The 21,204-nt window shown below is 68.2% G+C and carries 18 protein-coding genes; 9 read left to right on the top strand and 9 right to left on the bottom strand.

Translation table 11 applies throughout. The annotated features are described in order from the left end of the window. Positions 1–38 precede the first annotated feature (38 nt). The 5 genes from CACI_RS21365 (at position 39) to CACI_RS21345 (ending at position 5,717) form a co-directional block, all read left to right on the top strand. Positions 39–977 (top strand): carbohydrate ABC transporter permease, encoded by a 939-nt coding sequence (locus tag CACI_RS21365; RefSeq protein WP_015792912.1) that lies wholly within the window; start codon positions 39–41, stop codon positions 975–977. Continuing rightward, positions 967–1,854 carry a carbohydrate ABC transporter permease gene (locus CACI_RS21360; RefSeq protein ID WP_015792911.1) on the top strand — a complete coding sequence of 296 codons (888 nt, stop codon included), beginning with the start codon at positions 967–969 and terminating at the stop codon, positions 1,852–1,854. Before CACI_RS21365 ends, CACI_RS21360 begins: the two co-directional genes overlap by 11 nt. Before the next feature lie 12 nt (positions 1,855–1,866). After that, a complete protein-coding gene (arfA, locus tag CACI_RS21355) occupies positions 1,867–3,381 on the top strand; it encodes an arabinosylfuranosidase ArfA (protein WP_015792910.1) in 1,515 nt (504 codons plus the stop codon). 239 nt (positions 3,382–3,620) lie between these two features. Further along, a complete protein-coding gene (locus CACI_RS21350; RefSeq protein WP_015792909.1) occupies positions 3,621–5,078 on the top strand; it encodes a glycosyl hydrolase family 79 C-terminal domain-containing protein in 1,458 nt (485 codons plus the stop codon). A 114-nt stretch (positions 5,079–5,192) separates the two neighbouring features. After that, entirely contained in the window at positions 5,193–5,717 is a 525-nt protein-coding gene (locus tag CACI_RS21345; protein ID WP_015792908.1) for a TrmH family RNA methyltransferase, read from the top strand. On the opposite strand, the gene CACI_RS45890 is transcribed toward CACI_RS21345, so the two are convergent. Beyond that, on the bottom strand, positions 5,712–7,196 hold the full coding sequence (locus CACI_RS45890) for a hypothetical protein (protein WP_015792907.1): 1,485 nt from the start codon (positions 7,194–7,196) through the stop codon (positions 5,712–5,714). The genes CACI_RS21345 and CACI_RS45890 overlap by 6 nt on opposite strands. Positions 7,197–7,247: 51 nt before the next feature. Here CACI_RS45890 and CACI_RS21335 point away from each other — a divergent pair, with 51 nt between their 5' ends. After that, complete coding sequence (locus CACI_RS21335) at positions 7,248–7,841, top strand: hypothetical protein (RefSeq protein ID WP_041540388.1); 594 nt, start codon at positions 7,248–7,250, stop codon at positions 7,839–7,841. 241 nt (positions 7,842–8,082) lie between these two features. On the opposite strand, the gene CACI_RS21330 is transcribed toward CACI_RS21335, so the two are convergent. Continuing rightward, a complete protein-coding gene (locus tag CACI_RS21330; protein ID WP_041542142.1) occupies positions 8,083–11,043 on the bottom strand; it encodes a galactose-binding domain-containing protein in 2,961 nt (986 codons plus the stop codon). A gap of 317 nt (positions 11,044–11,360) precedes the next feature. On the opposite strand from CACI_RS21330, the gene CACI_RS21325 reads away from it, so the two are divergent. The 3 genes from CACI_RS21325 (at position 11,361) to CACI_RS21315 (ending at position 15,169) form a co-directional block, all read left to right on the top strand. Further along, a complete protein-coding gene (locus CACI_RS21325; protein ID WP_015792904.1) occupies positions 11,361–13,628 on the top strand; it encodes a galactose-binding domain-containing protein in 2,268 nt (755 codons plus the stop codon). A gap of 125 nt (positions 13,629–13,753) precedes the next feature. Continuing rightward, positions 13,754–14,737, top strand: coding sequence for a Gfo/Idh/MocA family protein (locus tag CACI_RS21320; RefSeq protein ID WP_041542141.1), 984 nt, complete (start codon positions 13,754–13,756; stop codon positions 14,735–14,737). A gap of 27 nt (positions 14,738–14,764) precedes the next feature. Beyond that, the gene (locus CACI_RS21315; protein WP_015792902.1) at positions 14,765–15,169 is read left to right on the top strand and encodes a hypothetical protein; all 405 of its coding nucleotides are present in this window, start codon (positions 14,765–14,767) and stop codon (positions 15,167–15,169) included. 39 nt (positions 15,170–15,208) lie between these two features. Here the strand turns inward: CACI_RS21315 and CACI_RS21310 are convergent, their stop codons facing one another. The 7 genes from CACI_RS21310 to CACI_RS54330 form a co-directional block, all read right to left on the bottom strand. Further along, a complete protein-coding gene (locus tag CACI_RS21310; protein WP_015792901.1) occupies positions 15,209–16,120 on the bottom strand; it encodes a TauD/TfdA dioxygenase family protein in 912 nt (303 codons plus the stop codon). Between the two features lie 26 nt (positions 16,121–16,146). Further along, positions 16,147–17,496, bottom strand: a complete 1,350-nt coding sequence (locus CACI_RS21305; protein WP_015792900.1) for an LLM class flavin-dependent oxidoreductase — start codon at positions 17,494–17,496, stop codon at positions 16,147–16,149. A gap of 41 nt (positions 17,497–17,537) precedes the next feature. Further along, on the bottom strand, positions 17,538–18,374 hold the full coding sequence (locus CACI_RS21300; RefSeq protein WP_015792899.1) for an ABC transporter permease: 837 nt from the start codon (positions 18,372–18,374) through the stop codon (positions 17,538–17,540). Next, the gene (locus tag CACI_RS21295) at positions 18,367–19,188 is read right to left on the bottom strand and encodes an ABC transporter ATP-binding protein (protein ID WP_015792898.1); all 822 of its coding nucleotides are present in this window, start codon (positions 19,186–19,188) and stop codon (positions 18,367–18,369) included. The genes CACI_RS21300 and CACI_RS21295 overlap by 8 nt, the downstream gene beginning before the upstream one ends. 1 nt (position 19,189) lies before the next feature. Then, complete coding sequence (locus tag CACI_RS21290) at positions 19,190–20,218, bottom strand: ABC transporter substrate-binding protein (RefSeq protein ID WP_015792897.1); 1,029 nt, start codon at positions 20,216–20,218, stop codon at positions 19,190–19,192. Then, positions 20,215–20,853 carry an NADPH-dependent FMN reductase gene (ssuE, locus tag CACI_RS21285; RefSeq protein WP_015792896.1) on the bottom strand — a complete coding sequence of 213 codons (639 nt, stop codon included), beginning with the start codon at positions 20,851–20,853 and terminating at the stop codon, positions 20,215–20,217. The genes CACI_RS21290 and ssuE overlap by 4 nt, the downstream gene beginning before the upstream one ends. Before the next feature lie 127 nt (positions 20,854–20,980). Further along, positions 20,981–21,064, bottom strand: coding sequence for a putative leader peptide (locus tag CACI_RS54330; RefSeq protein ID WP_143765908.1), 84 nt, complete (start codon positions 21,062–21,064; stop codon positions 20,981–20,983). Positions 21,065–21,204 lie beyond the last annotated feature (140 nt).

Below are 21,204 nucleotides of genomic sequence, written 5' to 3'. Positions count from 1 at the left end.
CGCGGTAGCGCCGCTGACGACGGAGAAGAAGGCAATCGATGGCACATCTCGCCGAACCAGCGGCCGACGCCCCGGCGCGGCCGCGCGGACCGGAGCGCCGGGGCAGGAGCCGGCGGTCCCGGTTCAACCCCGCGTACCTGTTCGTCGCGCCCGCGTTCCTGCTGGCCGCCGTGTTCATCGTGTGGCCGATCGTCCAGTCGGGCTGGATGAGCCTGCACGATTGGACGATCGGCGACGGCTCGCACAAGTGGCTGGGCTTCGGGAACTACACCGAGCTCTTTCACGACTCACGCTTCTGGAACGCCCTGAAGGTGACGCTCGTGTACGCCGTCTTCGTCGTCGTCGGCCAGGTGGCGATCGGCCTGGCGCTGGCCCAGTGGCTGCGCCGGACCACCTGGTACACGATGCTGCTGCGCTCGGCGTTCTTCTTCCCGACGATCGCCTCGCTGGCCGTGTCCGGCATCGTCTGGAAGTTCCTGCTGGACCCGCAGGTCGGGCTCGTCGACGGCTGGCTCGGCAAGCTGGGCTTCCCCACACAAGCCTGGTTGCAGGACACGCATCTGGCGCTGCCCGCGCTGATCGTGGTCGGGATCTGGAAGAACTTCGGGTTCTCGATGATCGTCCTGCTCGCCGGGGTCCAGGGGGTCAGCAGGGAACTGCTGGAGGCCGCGACGCTGGACGGCGCCGGCGCGATCGCGCGGTTCCGGCACGTCACACTGCCCGCCCTGCGTCCGGCGATCCTGTTCACGGTCGTGATCGGCACGGTCAACGCCCTGCAACTGTTCGACCTGACGTACGTGATGACCGACGGCGGTCCGCTGTTCCACACCGAGTCCATCGTCATGTACCTCTACCAGCGCGGATTCGTCGACTTCCGGCTCGGCTACGCCAGTGCGATCGCCTGGGTGCTGTTCCTGATCATCATCGCCGTGTCCGTCGTGCAACTCCGAATGCTGAGGTACCGCGATGACGACTGAGCTGACCGACGCCTCCGCGCTGACCGCCGCGCCGTCCTGGGCCGCCCCGGTGCTGCGCACGGCCAGAACCACCGCCAGGGTTCTGGCGTGGACGGTCCTGTCGATCGCGGCGCTGGCCACGGTCGTGCCGTTCCTGTGGATGCTCGGGGTGGCCTTCCGCACCCCGGCGGACCTGTACGCCGACCCGGCGCGGCTGTGGCCCGACCGCTGGTCGGTCTCCGGCTTCCACGCCGTGTTCACCCAGCTGCCGTTCTTCCGGCTCGCGGTGAACAGCATCGTGTTCGCCGGCGGCACGACCGTGCTGCTGCTGCTCATCGACTCGCTGTGCGCCTACGCGCTGGCGCGGCTGCGCTTCCGCGGGCAGAACTTCGTCTTCTGGACCATCCTGCTCACGCTGATGGTGCCGTTCCAGGTGATGCTGATCCCGCTGTTCCTCACCGTGTTCCACCTCGGCTGGCTGAACACCTTCCAGGGCCTGATCATCCCGCGCTCGGTGAGCGCCCTGGGCATCTTCATGCTCCGCCAGTTCTTCGTGAAGATCCCGCGGCAGCTGGACGAGGCCGCGCGCGTCGACGGCGCCGGTCCGCTGCGCATCTACTGGCGCATCATCCTGCCGCTGGCGCGGCCGGCGCTCGCCTCGCTGTTCGTCATCCAGTTCATGGCGCTGTGGAACGACTTCCTGTGGCCGCTGGTGATCTCCAGCAGCACCGACATGCGGACCCTGCCCTCCGCGCTGACGTTGTTCTCCAGCACCTCCGGCGTGGACCACGCCGCCCTCATGGCCGGCGCCGCGATCTCGCTGGCGCCCCTGGCCGTCGCCTTCCTGCTCGCCCAGCGGTTCTTCACCGAGGGCATCGCCGCAACAGGTATCAAGTAAAAGGACCATCCCTTGCTGACAGCACATGCCACCCTCGACCCGGCCTTCCGCGTCGCGCCGGTCGACCGCCGCCTGTTCGGTTCCTTCGTGGAGCACATGGGCCGCTGCGTCTACGGCGGGATCCACGAGCCCGGACACCCCGAGTCCGACGCCGACGGAAACCGGCTGGACGTCCTGGAACTCACCCGCGACCTCGGGATCAGCGTCATCCGCTACCCCGGCGGCAACTTCGTGTCCGGATACCGCTGGGAGGACGGCGTCGGGCCGGTCTCCGAGCGGCCGCGCCGGCAGGACCTGGCCTGGCGCTCCATCGAGACCAACGAGTTCGGCCTGAACGAGTTCATGGCCTGGGCGAAGCTGGCGAACGTGGAGCCGATGATGGCGGTGAACCTGGGGACCCGGGGCATCCAAGAGGCCTGCGACCTGCTGGAGTACGCCAACCACCCGGGCGGCACGTACCTGTCCGACCTGCGCCGCAAGCACGGCGTCGAGGAGCCGCACGCGATCAAGCTGTGGTGCCTGGGCAACGAGATGGACGGCCCGTGGCAGACCGGCCACAAGACCGCCGAGGAGTACGGCAGACTCGCCGCCGAGACCGCCAAGGCGATGCGCCAGGTCGACTCCGGCATCGAGCTGGTCGCCTGCGGCAGCTCCAACGCCCTCATGCCGACCTTCGGCTCCTGGGAGTCCACGGTCCTGGAGCACACCTTCGACTACGTGGACTACATCTCCCTGCACGCCTACTACGAGCAACACGGCCAGGACCGCGCCAGCTTCCTGGCCGCCGCAGCCGGCATGGACCGCTTCATCGACGGCGTGGTGGCCACCGCCGACCATGTCTCCGCGAAGAAGAAGTCCCGCAAGAAGCTCAACCTCTCCTTCGACGAGTGGAACCTGTGGCAGGAAAGCCGCTTCGCCGGCCACACGAACCTGGACTGGGAACAGGCGCCCCGACTGATCGAGGACACCTACACCGTGCAGGACGCGGTGGTCTTCGGCAGCCTGCTGATGTCCCTGCTCCGCCACGCCGACCGGGTCGCCATCGCCTGCCTCGCGCAGCTGGTGAACGTGATCGGCCCGATCCGCGCCGAACCGGACCGCCCAGCCTGGGCACAGACCATCTTCCACCCCTTCGCACTCACCGCTCGGCACGCAGTCGGCGACGTGCTCCGCGTGGAGACAGCCACCGACCTCTACGACACCGCCGAGCACGGCGACGTACCGCTGGTCGACGTGGTGGCTACGCACGACCGCGAAAGCGGGCAGCTCACGGTGTTCGCGATGAACCGGCACACCGAGGACCGGGCCCGCCTGGAGATCGACCTGCGGGCTTTCGGCGACCTGGTGGTCACCGAGCACCTGCACCTCGGCGGCGAGCAGGACCTCGACGCCGTGAACTCGATCGAGACGCCGCAGGCGGTCGCGCCGATCAGCGTTGAGGGCGCGAGCATCGAGGGACGTCGGCTGACGGCTTCGCTCCCGCCGGTGTCCTGGAACATGATCCGGTTCGTTCCCGCCAATCGGTAGGCGCCGCTCGGCGAAACTGCCACCACTCCCTGGAGCAAGTGGCTGGAACCAGCAGGTGCGGCAGGGTTCTGAGGTTTCGGGATGCGTTCAGGTATGTGAATCCTGGTCACCCAGCTGAAATTTTACCTGCCAACTCCTTGTGCGGGCCCGTATACGCGTACGAGATTGTGAACCGCGCTCGTCGCGATCTCCTCGTCCGTCCGGTGCCCCACGTCCAGGCAGGAGCCTGTCCACCGATCATGAAGACCGTCACTCGTACCCGTGCCGCCGTCGCCGCCGCGACCCTCGCGGCCGCCTCGCTCGCCGCCGCGCTGACCGGCTCCGGAACCGCGCAGGCCGCCGGGGGTCCGGCGCAGCCGGCCGCCGCCGGCCTGGCCATCGCCGTCCATCCCGACCAGGTCGGACAGCAGCTGCGCGCGGGCTTCGTCGGGCTCTCCTTCGGCGCCGCGACCGTCGCCGCCGACGACTACTCCGCCACCGACCTCGCCGGGTACCTCAAGACCCTCGGTCCGAGCGGCACGCTGCGGGTCGGCGGCAACTCCGGCGACGGGACGTTCTGGACGTCGACCAACGAGGCCGCGCCGAGTTGGGCGACGTCCGGCACGATCACGCCGGCGAAGCTCCAGTCGCTGGCGGCGATCGCGCACGCGACCGGCTGGAAGGTGATCCTCGCAGTGAACCTCAAGCACCCGGACGCGCCGCGCGCCGCCGACGAGGCGAAGTACGCGCAGCAGATCTTCGGACGCTCGCTCCTGGCCATAGAGGTGGGCAACGAGCCCAACTTCTACGAGGCCGACGCCGACGCCTACCACGCCGACTTCGAGACGTACGCCGCGGCCATCCGCGCCGCCGTTCCAGGCATGCCGCTGACCGGTCCCGAAGCCGAGACCAACCACAGCTCCTGGCTCGGCGCCTTCGCCACCGCCGACGCCGCCCACCCGGACGTCTCGCTGATCAGCGACCACACCTACCCGACCAGCGCCTGCGGCGGCCAGGTCGCGACGATCCCGCAGCTGCTCGGCACCGCCTCGGTGCAGTACGAGAACACCAACGCGCAGGCGGCGCTGAGCGCGGCGCGGCAGCTGCACGTGCCGGCGGCCATGACGGAGACCAACTCGACGGTGTGCGCCGGCACGGCAGGGGTCAGCGACACACTCGCTTCGGCACTGTGGTCCCTGGACTACAACCTGCTGCTCGCCCAGGACGGCATGACGAGCGCGGAGTTCATGGACGGAACCAACGCAGCAGGCTGCGACCCGTACACCCCCCTGTGCCCGACGACCGGCGACCTGACCCCGCGCCCCCTGTACTACGGCCTGCTCGCCACCGAGCTTGTGGGCAGCGGCGAATTCGTGGCGCTCGACAATCCCGACTCCGCCGACATCCGCGCCTACGCCGTCCGCGAAAGCGGGCACCTGACCATCGTCCTGGACAACGTGCAGGACCCGGCCAGCCACGGCGCGACGACGGTGAACCTGGCTCTGGGCCTGCGGAACCTGCACTGCGGAACCGCGACGACTCTGAGCACGACCTCCCCCGCCGGCCTGGCCGCGACCACCGACATCACCCTCGGCGGCCAGCAGGTCGGGGCCCACGGCGCGTTCCCGACACCGCAGCACACGTCGGTGTCGGTACGTCACGGCGCGGCGAACGTGACGGTACAGGCAGGAAGCGCCGTCATCATCCGCTTCAGCTAAACGCCACGAGCGTCGGCGCGCCGCGAAGCGCCACCACGAAGTGAACTCCGAAGTGAAGTCCACGATATCCTCTCTGTCTCTGCCCTCTCTGCCGGAGCCGCAGAAGCCCACCTGGTGAGCCCGTCGGCCGCGCGGGTGAAGTCCCCCCGCGATCTGCGCACCGAACGCCGCCGCCGCTCCCACAGCTGCTGGGACCACCTCATCGCCGCACCCCTGTGGCCCATGCACGAGGCCAACCTCGGCACCCTGCTCCGCACCTGCGACGCCGTAGGCGCATGCCTAGCCGTCCCCCGCCTCCCCTGGGTCCCCGAAGCCCTCGCCCGCGGCAACACCCTCCGCCACCCCGCCTGCATCCACTGGACCGGCGACCAACTCAGCTGGCTGACACACCAACACACCCGCACCGACACCACCATCGTCGGCGCCGAACTAGCCGACGAAGCCCTCCGCCTCGCCGACCTCCCCCCAGCACGCAACCGCACAGTCCTAGTCCTCGGACACGAACGCGACGGCATCCCCCCAGACGCCGTAGCCCTCCTAGACCTCGCCGTCGAGATCCCCATGGTCGGCACCGGCGCGAGCCTCAACGTCGCGGTCGCCGGGTCGCTGGTGCTGTATCGGCTCGCCGGGTTGTTATGAGGCGGTGGTCATCGGCACGCTTGGTTTGGCCTTCACCAGCATCTGTCTGAGCAGATGGAGTGCCCGGCCGCGTAGCGGCGCCTCGCGTGGTGTGCCTCTCCAGTAGGCATCGGTGAAACTCTCGACCGCATCAAGTGTTTCGCGGTCGTCGCCGGACGCCAGAACAAGGATGAGCCGCACGTAGTCGCCGATGTCGGTGCCCGCAGGGTACTGATCCACGGATCGTTGAAGGCGTGCTGCCAGCGCGGGATACGTTCGCTCGGTACGGAAGGTCACGGCCAGCGCGGCCAGCGCCATCTGGACCGCTGGGCACTCAGAACCCCAGCGCGCGAGCAGTTCCGGGACGTGAGCGTGAACCGCGACCCGCGCTTCTGGCTCGCTAAGGAAATCGGCGTGCGGTGGCGGGTCCGGCCAGCATTCGGCCTCGTGCCGCTCAGTCACCGTTGCGATGTCGACCAAGAGCTCGACAGCATCGAAGCGGTGGCGGGGCGGCACCCGGTCGGCGGCGGCGATCGCCGCGAGCAACGGGACGCCGTCAGCGGTATGAGGTCCGCACGTGTCCTGATGAAGGATGTCGTTGGAGAAGTCGCGCCAGAATCCGCGATCGTCCCGGCCGAGATGCATACGGTCCGTAAAGAGGGAAGCTGCCTGCGGCCCGCGGGGTACGGTCTGGAAACGATCGGCGACGGCAGTGCGGAACACAAGCCAGAGCGGTAGGTCGTCCACATCACCACCATAAGTGGCCCAAGCCCGCGGAAGCCGAGGCGAATACGGCCTCGACGGCTCGTCCGCCCGCAGCTGCCGGGTGTCCACGCCCCAGATGTCGAGGCTGTCCAGTGCACAGGCGCGGTGGTACCTGTCGTCGCTCTGTTCCAGCACCCCATGCACGCCCGGCGCCAACCGGGCTTGATGCCGTCGACGTTCTTCGGGCGTGTCGAGCAGCAGGAGCGCGGAGGTGACTGCGGCGGTTCGGACGATCACTAGTGGGTCGTTGACGTAAGAGACGACGACTTGGAATATGGCAGAACGAGCTGAGCGAAGACGCATCTCCGCCGGGAGTTCCTGGAAGCCATGGCCGAGTCCGACCGCCAGCATTTCGTCGCTGACATCGTCCGCAATAAGACCCAGCCAGTCGATCAGCACGGCTCGGAGAGGTCGAAGCTGCCCATCCTGGCAGATGATCTCTAACGCGGCGGTTCGCTGATCGGCCAAGTGCGCCGCGACGTAGAGCGCTACGGACGTCGTGGCCGAGTAGATGCTGTTCTGGTGGTTCACGACCTCCAAATATTTCGCGACCGCGTGCGTCCTGGCTGTAATGCCGTCGTCTAAGAAACGCCTAAGCCCTGCCGGGATGTCGCCAGCGGACCCTTGCGCATGCTCAAGGTCGCCCCAGCTTGTCCGGGTCAGAATGGTGAGCGCATCCGGGAGCACGTTCGCTTGGTCGTGCGATTCGGCGGAGTCGAAACCCTTGGGCGTCACAGAGCCAGGCTATGGCTCGAGGCCGATGCGTATGAACCTCGCCCGTAGGATGTGAGCGTGGGATTCCACGGAGAGATCCTGGTCGGACGGGGTGAGAGTGAGACCTTCGTCGAGGCATTGGCCCAGTTCTGGAATTGGGACGAAGAGGTCAGCGATGACTGGCAGCTGCGCGACAATTGGCGCGCGGTCTGCGTCCGGACGCCGGCTGCTGACGGGGAGTTGGCCGAGCTTGCCCATGCCGCTGGCGGACCGGTGCTGGCATGCCTGGTCTTCGAAGGCGACATGGGCCATATCCAGGGCATCAGCGCCGCCGGCCGCTGGGAGGCCTGGCTGAACTCGGACTACGCGGCCCACCTTCGTGCCTGGAGCACCGTCGACGAGGAGGTCGGCGGCCTGGATCCAGACGGGAGCCCCGCGGATCACGCCCGGGTCAACCAGCTGGAGGCGGAGTACCACGGCGAGATGGAAGCAGCGCGCCCCGATGCTGCACGGGCCGCCGCCGCGTGGGCCGATCAGGCAGGGCTACTCGCGGACGCTTCACGGGTCGAAGAAGTCCTATTCATGCCCTGGAAGCCACAGGCGCAGCGTGGCTTCTTTGCGTTGCTCGCGGTGCTGGGAATCGCCGATCCCCAATCAGAGAGCTGACCTCTGCCCGAGGGTCCCTCTAGGCAGACAAGGGACCTTCGGGGCAGGTCTTGCGCGCATGCGGTGGGGACTCAGAGCCTGCCGTACTTTCTCGACCACGATGCTGAACCGCCACTCGTTGGGGCCTCTCTGGACCTGCTCAACGAGACGATCAGGTCCGGCCCCGAGCACATCGCTCAGGGCCGGACCGGTTACCACTGTGCTATCGGCGGATCAGCAGATCAGCAAAGCGGCGCGGAGCTCAGGCATAGATCCCGAACTCATAAAGCGAGTAGCCGTACGCCGTCCCCCGCTGCGTGCCGTACATCCGGACGTAGCGGCCGGTGCCGGTGACGTCGAAGGTCTCGACTCCGCCGGCGCCGGTTGTGGTGGTGTGGACGGTGGTCCAGTTGGTGCCGTCGTTGGATACCTGGATCTGGTACGCCTTGGCGTAGGCGGACTCCCATCCGAGTTGGATGTGCTTGATGGCGGTGGACTGGCCGAGGTCGACCTGGATCCACTGGGGGTCGCTCCAGTCGCTGGCCCAGCGGGTGGTCCAGTTGTTGTCGGTGACGTTGGCGGGGACGAAGGTCTGGCCGTTGCTGGCGGGTTGGAAGGACGAGGCCGTGACGGCCTTGCCCAGTGCCACGTTGGTGCCGGAGACCGGGGGTGCGACCACGCGGAAGGACACGGACTGGATGCCCACGCCGCCGTGTTGGTCGTAGACGTACACGTACACCTTCCACACGCCGAGCGTCTGGGGTGCGGTGACGGTGAAGGCGCCGGGACCGGTCTGGGTGTAGCTGGACGGCGACTGCAACGGGGTGGCGCTGTTGACGTACTTGCTCGACAGGGCGACGTTGTAGCTCAGCGCGTCGCCGGTCGGGTTGGTCGAGGCGACGTTCACGGTGAACTGCCCGCCCGCCGGGACGCTCGCGGTGTTGCTGAGCGTCATCGAGGTGATCGCCGGCGGCGTGTTGGTCTGCGCCTGGCCGGTGAAGGCCTGCTTGACCGCGTAGTAGGACAGCCGGCGCCAGCCGCCGGTGAGCAGGTTGAACCAGACGCCGCCGAAGTCGTTCTCGACGCCGTAGTTGAACAGGGTCCCGCCGAAGGAGATGCCGGGGTGGCCCGCGATGCAGTTCCAGGCGCTGGTGTAGCCGTCGCGCTGCTGCTGGTCGGTGGGCTCGGTGGGCACGCCGTTGGCGTCGTTGGGGACCTCCCACTCGCCGGCGTCGCCGGCCTCGGTGACGATGTAGGGCTTGGTGTAGCCGCCGTTGACCCAGTCGGTGTTCACGTTGCACACCGAGCCGTAGGAGTTCACGGCGAGCAGGTCCAGGCTCGGCGTGTACTGCTTGTAGTACGGCCAGGCGCCGGTCCAGGCGTCGGTCGAGGTGACCGGGTGGTTCGGGTCGATGGCGTGGATCGCCTGGGTGATCTGCTCGACGTACTGCGCGTAGGCGACGCGCTCCTGCTCCACGGTGGCGCCGTTGGGGTAGGTGTAGTTCTGCGAGGTGAGGATCACCTCGTTCCCGACGTCCCACATCAGGGTCGCCGGATGGCTCTTGTACTGCGTGACGAACTGTTTGATGCTGTTCAGGGTGTTGGTCTTGTACGCGGTGTCGTTGACGTAGTCAGCTCCCTGATTCAGCCAGAAGCCGTTGATGACCTTGATCCCGCGCGCCGCCGCCGCGTCGAGCAGCGGTTGGGAGGACGCATCCGTACCCCAGGTCCGGATGGTGTTGACCCCCATGGACGCGGCGTCGGCGAGGTAGCCGTCCCCGGCCTGGTTGCCAGGACCCCAGGTCACACCCTTGACCTGGTACGGCGCGCCGTTCACATTCAGCTGCCAGTTCCCCTGGCTGCCGGTGACCTTCACGGTGCTGGACCCGGTGGCCGGTGCCGGGGGCTGCAACGGGGTCGGCGCCGAGCCGGTGGTGCTGTAGACGGCGATCGGCCCGACGCTCAGCGTGCCGCCGGAGGTGGTCGCCGCGGTCGGGGACGTGCAGCCGCAGTCGGCGTTCGGCCAGGAGCCGCCGACCGCCAGGTCCAGGATCAGGAAGAAGCCGTGGTCCACCGCGTTCTGCCAGGTGGTCACACCGACCTGGCTCTCGCTGACCGTCCAGGTGACCTGGCCGTCCACCAGGAAGCGGATCTGCTCGTCGGACTGCGTCCGGTCGATGACCTCGGCGTAGGTGTGGTACGCGCTCAGGCAGCCGGCGCAGGTTCGCAGACCGCTGCCACGCCCGCTGGACTCGTTGCACGGACCGTTCGGCGCGGTCCCGCAGTGCAGACCGGAGGAGGTGGTCTGGTGACCGTTGACGTTCTCCATGATGTCGGTCTCGCCGATGGCCGGCCAGGTACCCGAGCCGGTGCGCGACCCGTTGCCCAGCGCCCAGAAAGCGGGCCAGTAGCCGGCGGGGTTGGCCACGTTCGGCTGCTTGATGGTCGCGGTGACCTCCAGCATGCCGCCGGCCGGGGCGGCGAAGTCAGAGCGCTGAGTCTCGATGCGGCCGGAGGTCCAGTTCCCCGCACCGTCCTTGAGGGCAGTGATGTTCAGGTGGCCGTTGCCGTCCACGGAAACGTTCGCAGTCGACGAGGAGGCGGATTCGACCTCACCGGTACCCCAGTCCGCGGGTCCGCCCGCGGAGTTGTGGCCGGTGTCCTCGATCCAGTTGGCGGAGGACGGAGCGGTTCCGGAGTTGCCGCCGAAGGTGTCCTGCCAGACCAGGTTCCAGTTCGGCGGCGGCGGGGTGCCGCCTCCGCCGTTGGAGCTGCCGTAGACGCCGAACTCCCACAGCGAGTAGCCGTAACCGGTGTTACGCGCGGTGCCGTACATCCGGATGTAACGACCGGTGCCGGACACGCTGAGCGTCTGCGTCCCGCCAGCACTGGTGGTCGTGGAGTAGATCGAGGTCCAGGTAGCGGCATCGTTGGAGGTCTGGATCTGGAACGCCTTGCCCGAGGCGGTCTCCCAGTTCAGCGTCACCTGGCAGATGCTCTGCGAGCTACCGAGATCCACTTGGAGCCACTGCGGGTCAGAGAACTGCGACGACCAGCGCGTGCCGGTGTTGCCGTCCACCGCAGCCGTGGCCGGGGTTCCGGCGCCCTCGATCGAGGAAGCGGTGGCGTTCTTGTTCAGTGCCAGGTTCGTGCCGGTGTCACAGCTGGCCGCCTTGGCCCGCCCCGCCCCGAGCGACGGTACCGACAGAACGGCCATCAACATGGCCAGGACCAGCAACAGTGCCGATGATCTGGATCTCCGTGAAAATCTTGGTGCGGGAATCATGACCCTCCTACGCGGGTGGCTGCGGTGATTTCGACCGTGTGGGGAGGGCGCCCCTTCGGTCCTGAATCGTCAGCCCTCTGCCGGAGAGTGTCAAGGGGGAACCGGTTCCGGAACTGGTTTCGGTAGCGGTTCCGAAACCAGTTCCGAAACCAGTTCCGTAACCGACACCGTATTGACAGTCGGTAACACGTACGCCACTTTTACTCCCCGAGGGCGCTCTCTTCGGTTCACCATCCCCACGCCTTGGAGAGCACATGAGTAATGCTTGGGCCCGGCCACGGGCCTCGTTGTTTGTTGTACTGACGCTGTTGCTGGCGGCGTTGAGCGTGCCGTCGTTCGGCGCGCGGCCGGCAGCAGCGGCCACCTGTGACACCGGTACGAATCTGGCTCTGAACAAGGCGGTGAGCGCGTCCTCGAGCGAGGGCGCCGGAACCCCGGCCACGGCTGCGGTGGACGGGAACACCGGCACGCGCTGGTCGTCGCAGTTCTCCGACCCGCAGTGGCTGCAGGTCGATCTGGGCAGCTCGCAGAGCATTTGTCAGGTGACGCTGAACTGGGAGACCGCCTCGGGCAAGGCGTTCCAGATCCAGACCTCGAACGACGCCAGCACGTGGACCACGATCTATTCCACGACCGCAGGTCCCGGCGGCACGCAGACGCTCAGCGTGACCGGCACCGGTCGCTACATCCGGATGTACGGCACCGCGCGTAACACCGGTTACGGCTACTCGCTGTGGGAGTTCGGCGTCTACGGCGGCACCAACGGCGGAGGCGGCGGCACTCCCCCGCCCCCGACCGGCGGCAGCCTGGGCTCCAACGTGATCGTGTTCAGCCCGTCGATGTCGCAGGCCTCGATCCAGTCCACGCTGAACTCGATCTCCGACCAGCAGGTCCCCAGCGAGTTCGGGACCGGCCGGTACGAGCTGCTGTTCCAGCCCGGGACGTATGGCTCCGCGGCGAACCCGCTGATCTTCACGGTCGGCTTCTACGAGGCCGTCGCAGGGCTCGGACAGAACCCGAACGCCGTGGTCATCAACGGCACCGTCGACTCCTACAACCAGTGCTCCGGCGGCACCTGCAACGCGACCACGAACTTCTGGCGGTCGCTGAGCAACCTGTCGATCAACGTCACGGGCATGTCCGGCTGCCAGGCCGGCGACGACTTCTGGGCGGTGTCGCAGGCCGCGCCGATGCGCCGCGTGCACATCAACGGCAACGTGAGCCTGATGGACTACTGCGTCGGCGGGCCCGGCTACGCCTCCGGCGGCTTCATCGCCGACTCGCAGTTCACCGGCGGGACCGTCACCAACGGCTCGCAGCAGCAGTACATCACCCGCGACTCGGCGCTCGACGGCTGGAGCAACGGGGTCTGGAACCAGGTGTTCTGCGGCGACCCCGGCGCGCCGGCCCAGAGCTTCGCGTCGAACTCCGGCCTGTCCGGCGGCCCGGCGCCGTACACCACGCTCGGGACCTGCCCGGTCACGCGCGAGGCGCCGTACCTGTACCAGGACTCCGGCGGCAACTACAACGTCTTCGTGCCCTCCCTGGCCACCAACTCCAACGGTCCAACCTGGACCAACGGCCAGACCCCGGGCAAGTCGCTGTCGCTGAACACGTTCTTCGTGGTGCAGCCCTCGGCGACCGTGGACCAGATCAACGCCGCCCTGAACGCCGGTGACAACCTGTTGTTCACCCCGGGTGTCTACCACGTCCCGTCGACCATCACGGTGACCCACCCCGACACCCAGATCGTCGGTCTGGGCTTCGCCACGCTGATCCCGACCAACGGCAACACCACCCTGAGCGTCGCCGACGTGAGCGGCGTGACGCTCACCGGCCTGCTCTTCGACGCCGGCCCGACCACCTCGCCCTCGCTGCTGCAGGTCGGCACCGCGGGTTCGGCCACGCGCCACGACTCCGACCCGGTGTCGCTGGACGACGTGTTCTTCCGCGTCGGCGGCGCGACCGCGGGCTCGGTGACCACGCCGCTGGTCGACAACAGCAACGACTCGCTGCTGGACGACGTCTGGATCTGGCGCGCGGACCACGGCGCGGGCGCCGGTACCTGGACCGGCGACCAGAGCCCGACCGGTCTGATCGTCAACGGCAGCAACGTGACCGCCTACGGCTTGGCGGTCGAGCACTTCCAGCAGAACGAGGTCGACTGGAACGGCCAGAGCGGGACGGTCGTCTTCTTCCAGAACGAGAACCCCTACGAGGTGCCCAACCAGGCCTCGTGGATGGCCTCGGCCTCGCAGAAGGGGTATCCGGCGCTGTACATCCCGAACTCGGTGACCTCCTTCCAGGGCTACGGAATGGGCAGCTACAGCTACTTCAACCAGGGCGTGGACATCCACAACTCGATGGCGTTCCAGGTTCCGCAGAACTCCGGGGTGAAGCTGCACGACGTGCTGTCGGTGTTCCTGAACGGCTCCGGCGGGATCGACTCGGTCGTCAACGGGACCGGGAAGGCGGTGAGTTCGGCGTTCGGCGGTCCGTCCGACGTCGTCAGCTATCCCTGAGCGGAGATCTCCTGAGCGATCTTCGCCCAGAGGTAGGGACAAGGCCTGAATGACAGCACCGGCGCCGGTTTCCGAAGGGTGATCACCCCCGGAGGCCGGCTCCGGTGCGCCGCTATGCTGACGCCGTGACGCAGACCAAGATCCGCTGGGGCATCCTCGCGACCGGCGGCATCGCCGCCACCTTCACCGCCGACCTGCAGACCCTCGACGACGCCGAGGTGGTGGCCGTCGGCTCGCGCTCGCTCGAGGCGGCGCAGGCCTTCGCCGACTGCCACGGCATCCCGCGCGCCCACGGCTCCTGGGCCGAGCTGGCCGCGGACCCCGAGGTCGACATCGTCTACATCGCCACCCCGCACTCGGCGCACCACGAGGCGGCGGCACTGTGCCTGGACGCCGGCAAGGCCGTGCTCTGCGAGAAGCCGCTGACCCTGGACGCCGCGCAGGCCGAGGACCTGTTCCGGCGCGCCGAGGCCGCGGGCGTCTTCTTCATGGAGGCGATGTGGACGCGCACGGTCCCGGCGATCCTGCGCATGGTCGAGATGGTGCGCGCCGGGGCGATCGGCGAGCCGCGCCTGATCACGTCGGACTTCTCGATCAGCTTCACCGGCGGTCCCGAGCACCGCATGCGCAACCCCGCACTCGGCGGCGGAGCGCTGCTGGACCTCGGCGTCTACCCGCTCGCCTTCGCGCAGCTGGTCTTGGGCTCGCCGAGCGTCGTGCAGGCGGTCGCCACGCTGACCCCGGAGGGCGTGGACGACACCACGGCCGTCACCCTGGTCCACCCCGGCGGCGCCGTCGCGGCGCTGACCTGCTCGATCTCCGCCGACGGCACGTGGAGCGCGACGGTGGCCGGGACCGAGGGCCGGATCGAGTTCGGGCGCGGGTTCACCTCCCCGACCTCGTTCTCCCTCTACCGGGGCGATGACCTCCTCGAGCGGATCGAGGAGCCGTTCCTCGCCGGAGGCATGGTGCACGAAGCCATCGAGGCTCAGCGCTGCCTGCGCGAAGGGCTCCAGCAGAGCCCGCTGGCGCCGTGGTCGGAGACGCTGACGGTGATGCGGACCATGGATACCGTGCGGGCACAAGTCGGCGTCGAGTACCCGGCCTAAGTGATCACGCCGCCATATCCTGTGGACATGTCAGATGCGCTTATGTGGAGCCCCAACAACGGCTCCGGCTCCGAAGCCACGGTCGTCGAGGTCTTCTCGAAGTGGCTCGCCGAGCAGGGCTGGGAGTTGACACGGCTTCCCGCGCACGGGGACTACCCGGACATCGACGCCCGGCATCCCGACGGCCGACGGCTCGTCGTCGAGGCGAAGGGCTTCACCCGCGACTCGAGCACCGACCTGGACGCCGGCTACGGCCAGCTCCTGCGCCGGATGAAGGGCGAACCGGCCACCACGTACGCGCTCGTGGTGGCCGGGACGGTCGTCCGATTCGCACAGCGGGTCCCCTCCGAGGTACGGAGTGCGCTGGGGATCTCGCTCTACACGGTCGACTTCACGGGAAAGGTCGCGCTCGTCGACGGTTCACCGCTGTGACGGTTACCCGCTGACGCCTTCCCACTGTGACGAAGCGGCTCAGGACGCCGCCGTCGCCGGCGTGTAGTGCGCCGCTTCGTCGCCCTCCAGGATGCGGCTGCTCGACCCGTCGATGCCGACCGGGACGTCGCCGGCGATGGTGACGCGGTTGAGGCGGCGGGGCAGCGTGTCGTAGTCGTCGGGCGCGTAGTGCTGGGTGATGCGGTTGTCGAAGATCACCACGTCGCCGGGGTTCCACTGGACCCGCAGCACGTTCTCCGGCCGGTTGACGTACGCCTGCAGCAGGCGCAGCACGTCCTTCGACTCGGTCGTGCTCAGCCCTTCGATGGTCTGCGCGAACGCGCCGATGAACAGCCCGCGCTCGCCGGTCTCGGGGTGCACGCGCACGACCGGGTGCGCCGTGCGGTACTTCGTGGAGACGAACACGTCGCGGTACTGCTGCCGCTTCTCGTCGTCGCCCTTCGGACCGGCGTAGTCGTAGTCGTTGGTGTGCACGGCCCACAGCGTGTCCGCCAGGTCGCGCAGCGGCTTGGGCAGGTCGCGGTACGCCGCCGCGGTGTTGGCGATCAGGGTGTTGCCACCGTAGGGCGGGATCACGATGCCGCGCAGCGTGGAGGCCTTCGGCGGCGACTGCACGAACGTAACGTCGGTGTGCCACACGTTCGCCGCGCCGCGCTCGCTGTCCACCGGCAGGATCTGCGGCTGCTCGGCGATGCCGGGGACGGTCGGGTGCGCGCTGGTGAGCGGGCCGAACTGCGAGGCGAAGCGGAGCTGGCCTTCGTCATCAAGGTTCTGATTGCGGAACACCAGCGCCTTGTGCTCCAGCAGCGCCGCCTTCACCTCCTTCAGGATGCCCTCGTCCAGGTTGCCGGCGAGGTCCACGCCGGTGATCTCAGCGCCGATGCGGCCGCCTATGCGCCGGATGTCGAAGTCGGTCGGAGTGGTTGTCATGGCTGTTCTTCCTTTCGTTCTGCGGATCAGGCGGAGGCGAGCACGCGCTCGGAGAAGTGGTCTGCGGGGCGCGACAGCCCGTAGTGGTCGCGCAGGGTCGTGCCGGTGTATTCGGTGCGGAACAGCCCGCGCCGCTGGAGTTCGGGCACGACGTGGTCGACGAAGTCCGTCAACCCGGTCGGCAGGATCGGCGGCATGATGTTGAAGCCGTCGGCGGCGCCGGCGTGGAACCAGGACTCCAGCGCGTCGGCGATCTGCTCGGGCGTGCCGGTGACGACCCGGTGCCCGCGCCCTCCCCCGAGCCGCGCGATGATCTGCCGGATGGTCAGCTGCTCGCCGCGCACGAGCTCGGCGACCAGCGTGAAGCGGCTCTTGTTGCCGTTGACCTGGTCCTCGCTGGGCAGCACGTCCTCCGGCAGCCGCTCGTCCAACCCGTAGCCGGCCAGGTCGAGGTTCAGCATGTTCGAGAGCTGACCCAGGCCGTAGTCGATGACCTGCAGCTCGGTGAGCTCGTCCTCCAGGGCGCGCGCCTCGGCCTCGGTGGCGCCGATGATCGGGCAGATGCCCGGCAGGATCACCGGCAGACCCTCGCGGCCGTAGGCGGCGGCCCGTGCCTTGACGTCCTTGGCGAACCGCTGCGCCTCGGCGAGCGTCTGCTGTGCGGTGAAAACCGCCTCGGCGTAGCGCGCGGCGAACTCCTTGCCGTCCTCGGAGGACCCGGCTTGCACCAGCAGCGGCCAGCCCTGAGGCGAGCGTTGGACATTCAGCGGTCCTCGTACCTTGAAGAACGAGCCGGCGTGCTCGATCTCGCGGAGCCGCTCGGGGTCGGCGTACACCCCGGCTTCCTTGTCGAGCACCACCGCGTCGTCGGCCCAGCTGTCCCACAGCCGCGTGGCGACGTCCAGGAACTCCGCGGCGCGCTGGTAGCGGACGGCGTGGTCGATGTGCTCGTCGAGGTTGAAGTTGTTGGCCTCGTTCACGGTGCCGGAGGTGACGATGTTCCAGCCCGCGCGGCCGCCGGAGACGTGGTCCAGCGAGGAGAAGCGGCGGGCCAGGTGGAAGGGCTCGTTGAAGGTGGTCGAGGCGGTGGCGATCAGACCGATGTGCGTGGTGGCCACGGCGATCGCGGGCAGCACCGTCAGCGGTTCCAGCCCGCCGGAGACGTTGCCCCCGGTCCGGCCGCCCCACAGCGCCAGTCCGTCGGCGAAGAAGATCGAGTCGAACTTGCCGCGCTCCGCGGTCTGCGCGAGCTGCTGGAAGTAGGTGATGTCGGTGACCCGGTGCGGCTGGCTGGCCGGGTGGCGCCAGGCGGCGTCGTGGTGCCCGGGCGCCATGAGGAAGGCGTTCAGGTGCAGGTGTCGCTGGTCAGTGGTCATGTCTGGGTTCTCTCAGGGTTCGGTGTTCGTTGTCGTCGGCGTCAGGCGCCGGAAGCCGGACGCCAGCGGGTCAGCCGCCGCTCCAGCAGCACCAGCAGGTGGTTGAAGACCAGCCCGACCACCGCGATGGCGATGATCGCGGCGTACATGTCGGGGATGGCGAAGTTCTGCTGGGAGGCGTTGACCAGATATCCGAGCCCGGCCTTGGCGCCGACCATCTCGGCGGCGACCAGCACCAGGATCGAGGAGGCGCCGGCCAGCCGGATGCCGGTGAACACCGTCGGCAGCGCGGCGGGCAGGATCACCTTGGCGAACAGCCGGTGTGGCGGCAGCGCCATCGAGCGCGCCGACTTGATCAGGACCGGATCGACGCTGCGCACCCCGCTGATCGTGTTCAGCAGGATCGGCCAGGTGCAGGCGTAGACCACGATCGCGATCTTCGAGGTCTCACCGATACCGAGCAGCAGGATGAAGACCGGCAGCAGCGCCAGCGCCGCGGTGTTGCGGAACAGCTCCAGCAGCGGTCCGAGGATCTCCGCGACCGGCCGGTACCAGCCGATCAGCAGTCCCAGCGGCACCCCCACGCCGATCGCGATGAGGAAGCCGGACAGCGAGCGCACGAGGCTGGCACGCGTGTTGTCCCACAGCTGGCCGTCCTTCGCCAGCTCGATCAGGGCTTTGACAGCCTCGGAGAACGGCACCAGGAAGGTCCGGTCGACCAGCCCGACGCGCGGCGCGATCTCCCACAGGGCGAGGAAGGCGACGATCGCGACGGTGCGCTTGCCGAACACCGCCAACCCCGCGAAGACCTTGGTGAGCGGTGTCGGAACCGTCCGCTTGAGCAGCTGGACGGTCGGGGTGAAAGGTATCTCAGCCAACGGAAACGACCTCCCTGACAGCGGTGACCTCGTCGCGCAGCAGGCTCCACACCTGATGGCGGTGGGCGGCGAACTCCGGGCTGGAGCGCACGTCGTCGTCGGCCTGCCGGTCCCCGAGCGGCACCTCGACGACCTGCTTGATCCGGCCGGGCCGCGAGGTCATCACGGCGACCCGCTGCCCGAGGTAGACGGCCTCGTCGATGCCGTGGGTGATGAAGACGACGGTCGTGCCGGTCTTGTGCCAGATCCGCAGCAGCTCCTCCTGGAGCTGCTCGCGGGTCTGGGCGTCCAGGGCCGCGAACGGCTCGTCCATCAGCAGCACTGCCGGGTCGGCGACCAGCGCCCGGGCGATGGCGACGCGCTGGCGCATGCCGCCGGAGAGCTCGTGCGGGTAGCGGTCTTCGAACCCTGACAGCCCGACCAGATCCAAGTACTCGCGAGCGCGTTCGACGCGATTCTTGCGGCTGAGCCGGTCCAGGCGCGGCTGCGCTTCCAGGGCGAACTCGATATTGCGCAGCGCGGTGCGCCACGGCAGCAGCGCGTACTGCTGGAAGACGATGCCGCGGTCGAGCGCGGGACCGGTCACCGGCGCGCCGTCCAGCAGGATCCGGCCGCCGGTGGGCTTCGTCAGGCCGCTGACGAGATCCAGCAGTGTGGACTTGCCGCAGCCGCTGGGTCCGACCACGACCAGGAACTCCCCTGGCGCCACGTCGAGCGTGACGTCTTCCAGCGCGGTGAACGTGCCGCCGTCGCGTACTTCGAACGTCTTGGTGACGGCTTCGAGGCGGATCTTCTCCGCCTTGGTCCCGGGCATCTCAGCTGCCGCCGTTGGCGAAGGAGTTGTACTTGTTCGTGTAGACATCGGTGGCCTTGACCTTGCCCTTGGGGATCTGGCCCTGCTGTTCGAGCCAGGTGATCCAGGTGTCGAATTCCTTGGCGGCGACGACGCCGCCGGTGCCGGCGATCCCGTAGGACTTGAAGTACTTCAGGGTCGAGGTGTCCTCGTTGCGGCCGCGGGCTTTGATGATCTTCGTGAAGCGGTCGACGACCTCCGGCAGGGGTGTGGTGCGGGCCCACTCGATCGCCTTGCCGACGCCGGAGGTGAAGGCGTGGACCGTGTCAGGGTTCTTCGCCAGGAAGTCGTTGCGGAAGACGTACGTCCCGGCGCTGAACGTGCCGAGCAGTTGGTAGTCGGTGAACAGCTGCTTCACGCCGCCGTCGGCGAGCGCCTTGTCGCGCAGGATGCCGCCGAGGGTGGCGACGTCGATCTGGTGCGCGCGCAGCGACTGCTCGGTGTTGACCGGCGGCACGACCAGCGGCTCGACCTTCTTGGCGTCGCTGTCCGAGACGCCGTTGCGGCTCAGGTAGATGTCCAGGACCGCCTCGTAGTGCGCGCCGAGGGTGTTCATGCCGACCTTCTTGCCGAACAGGTCGGGCGCGGAGGCGATCGGGCTGCCTTCCAGGGTGTAGAAGCCGTTGTAGGAGTACTGATCGACGCCGTAGTAGCTGATGACGGCGGTGATCGGGGCGCCGGCGGAGTGCAGTTTGGCGACCGCGCCGTTGAAGGCTCCGCCGAAGTCGGTCTGCCCGGTGGCCGCCGACTGGATGTCCTGCGGACCGCTGGTGGTGTTGCCGACCCAGTCGAGCGTCACAGGGCCCAGATATCCGAGGTCTGCGGCGAGTTCCGGCGGCGTGACCGTGCCCACCGAGCCCTGGTAGCGAAGTTTGGTGGTCTTCTTGGCCGAGCCGGCTGCGCCCGAGCCGCAGCCGGCGGCGAGCGCGGCGGTGCCGACCAGGCCGAGGAATCCGCGGCGGCTGTACGGGACGGTGGCGAACGAGCTCATCGCGCGACCGCCACGGCGACGCCGTTGGCCAGGGCCAGGGCTGCGGTTTCGATGTCGACGTCTGCATCGATTTCGACATCTATATCAACATCAACATCGACGTCACGGCGGGTCAGCGCCTCGGTGAACCGGTCAAGGGTTTTCGTCAGCCGCCTTTCCGCCTCGGGAACCAGATATGCGTCCCCTGATTCACCGCGGATGATGTCGGCGTCCAGCAGGAACCGGCCCGGCACGACGTGGTCGGCGCCCAGCGCGGTGAGCACGGGACGCAGGGCGTAGTCGATCGCCAGCAGGTGGCCGACCGTGCCGCCGGTGGCCACCGGCAGGACGACCTTGCCCGCCAGCGCGTTCTCCGGCAGCAGGTCCAGGAACGCTTTCAGCAGTCCGGTGTACGAGGCCTTATAGATCGGCGTGGCGACGATGACGCCGTCGGCGTGGGCGACCGCGGCGATCGCCTCCCGCACGGCGGGCGCGGTGCGCGCTCCGGCCAGCAGGTCCGCCGCCGGCAGGTCGCGGACGGCCAGGTGGGTCGTGGTGTGGCCGTGCGCCGTCAGCCGGGCCAGCGCGTGGTCGAGGGCGGCGACCGTGCGCGAGGCCGGTGACGGGCTGCCGGAGACAGCCAGGATCGAGGGCATGACGAAGCTCCTTGAAAAGGCGAGAAAACGCGGACGCGCTAAAGCCGTTCAGCAGAGCGCTGACAGCGACAAAGGATGCGCCGGAACGGCGGCGCGAACCGAACAGAAATTACCCAGGAAAGCGAGGCTACGGGACGTCAGGACAGATGGCGCTCGCGGTCCGTCGCAGATCGACGTGACGGCGAGCCACAAGAAGTCGGCCCTGGTTCATAGCATGAGAATGACAGCTGAACTGCACCTCCGTCAACGAATATACGAACAGTCTCGCATCCCGGAAGTGCGCTGCCTGATATTCGAGAACGCATGAGACAGCACAAAAAAGCGTCGGATCCCGATGCATTCATCAGGACC

The organism is Catenulispora acidiphila DSM 44928, assembly GCF_000024025.1.
Taxonomy (GTDB): domain Bacteria; phylum Actinomycetota; class Actinomycetes; order Streptomycetales; family Catenulisporaceae; genus Catenulispora; species Catenulispora acidiphila.
The sequence above is the reverse complement of the archived record's forward strand: the minus strand, read 5'-3'. Positions and strand labels throughout refer to the sequence as shown.

Excerpts from the sequence above, each read along its gene's own strand:
- CACI_RS21365 (WP_015792912.1), top strand. The coding sequence starts at position 39 with ATGGCACATCTCGCCGAACCAGCGGCCGACGCCCCGGCGCGGCCGCGC.
- CACI_RS21360 (WP_015792911.1), top strand. The coding sequence starts at position 967 with ATGACGACTGAGCTGACCGACGCCTCCGCGCTGACCGCCGCGCCGTCC.
- CACI_RS21350 (WP_015792909.1), top strand. The coding sequence starts at position 3,621 with ATGAAGACCGTCACTCGTACCCGTGCCGCCGTCGCCGCCGCGACCCTC.
- CACI_RS21330 (WP_041542142.1), bottom strand. The coding sequence starts at position 11,043 with ATGTTGATGGCCGTTCTGTCGGTACCGTCGCTCGGGGCGGGGCGGGCC.
- CACI_RS21325 (WP_015792904.1), top strand. The coding sequence starts at position 11,361 with ATGAGTAATGCTTGGGCCCGGCCACGGGCCTCGTTGTTTGTTGTACTG.
- CACI_RS21315 (WP_015792902.1), top strand. The coding sequence starts at position 14,765 with ATGTCAGATGCGCTTATGTGGAGCCCCAACAACGGCTCCGGCTCCGAA.
- CACI_RS21310 (WP_015792901.1), bottom strand. The coding sequence starts at position 16,120 with ATGACAACCACTCCGACCGACTTCGACATCCGGCGCATAGGCGGCCGC.
- CACI_RS21305 (WP_015792900.1), bottom strand. The coding sequence starts at position 17,496 with ATGACCACTGACCAGCGACACCTGCACCTGAACGCCTTCCTCATGGCG.
- CACI_RS21295 (WP_015792898.1), bottom strand. The coding sequence starts at position 19,188 with ATGCCCGGGACCAAGGCGGAGAAGATCCGCCTCGAAGCCGTCACCAAG.
- CACI_RS21290 (WP_015792897.1), bottom strand. The coding sequence starts at position 20,218 with ATGAGCTCGTTCGCCACCGTCCCGTACAGCCGCCGCGGATTCCTCGGC.
- ssuE (WP_015792896.1), bottom strand. The coding sequence starts at position 20,853 with ATGCCCTCGATCCTGGCTGTCTCCGGCAGCCCGTCACCGGCCTCGCGC.
- CACI_RS54330 (WP_143765908.1), bottom strand. The coding sequence starts at position 21,064 with ATGAACCAGGGCCGACTTCTTGTGGCTCGCCGTCACGTCGATCTGCGA.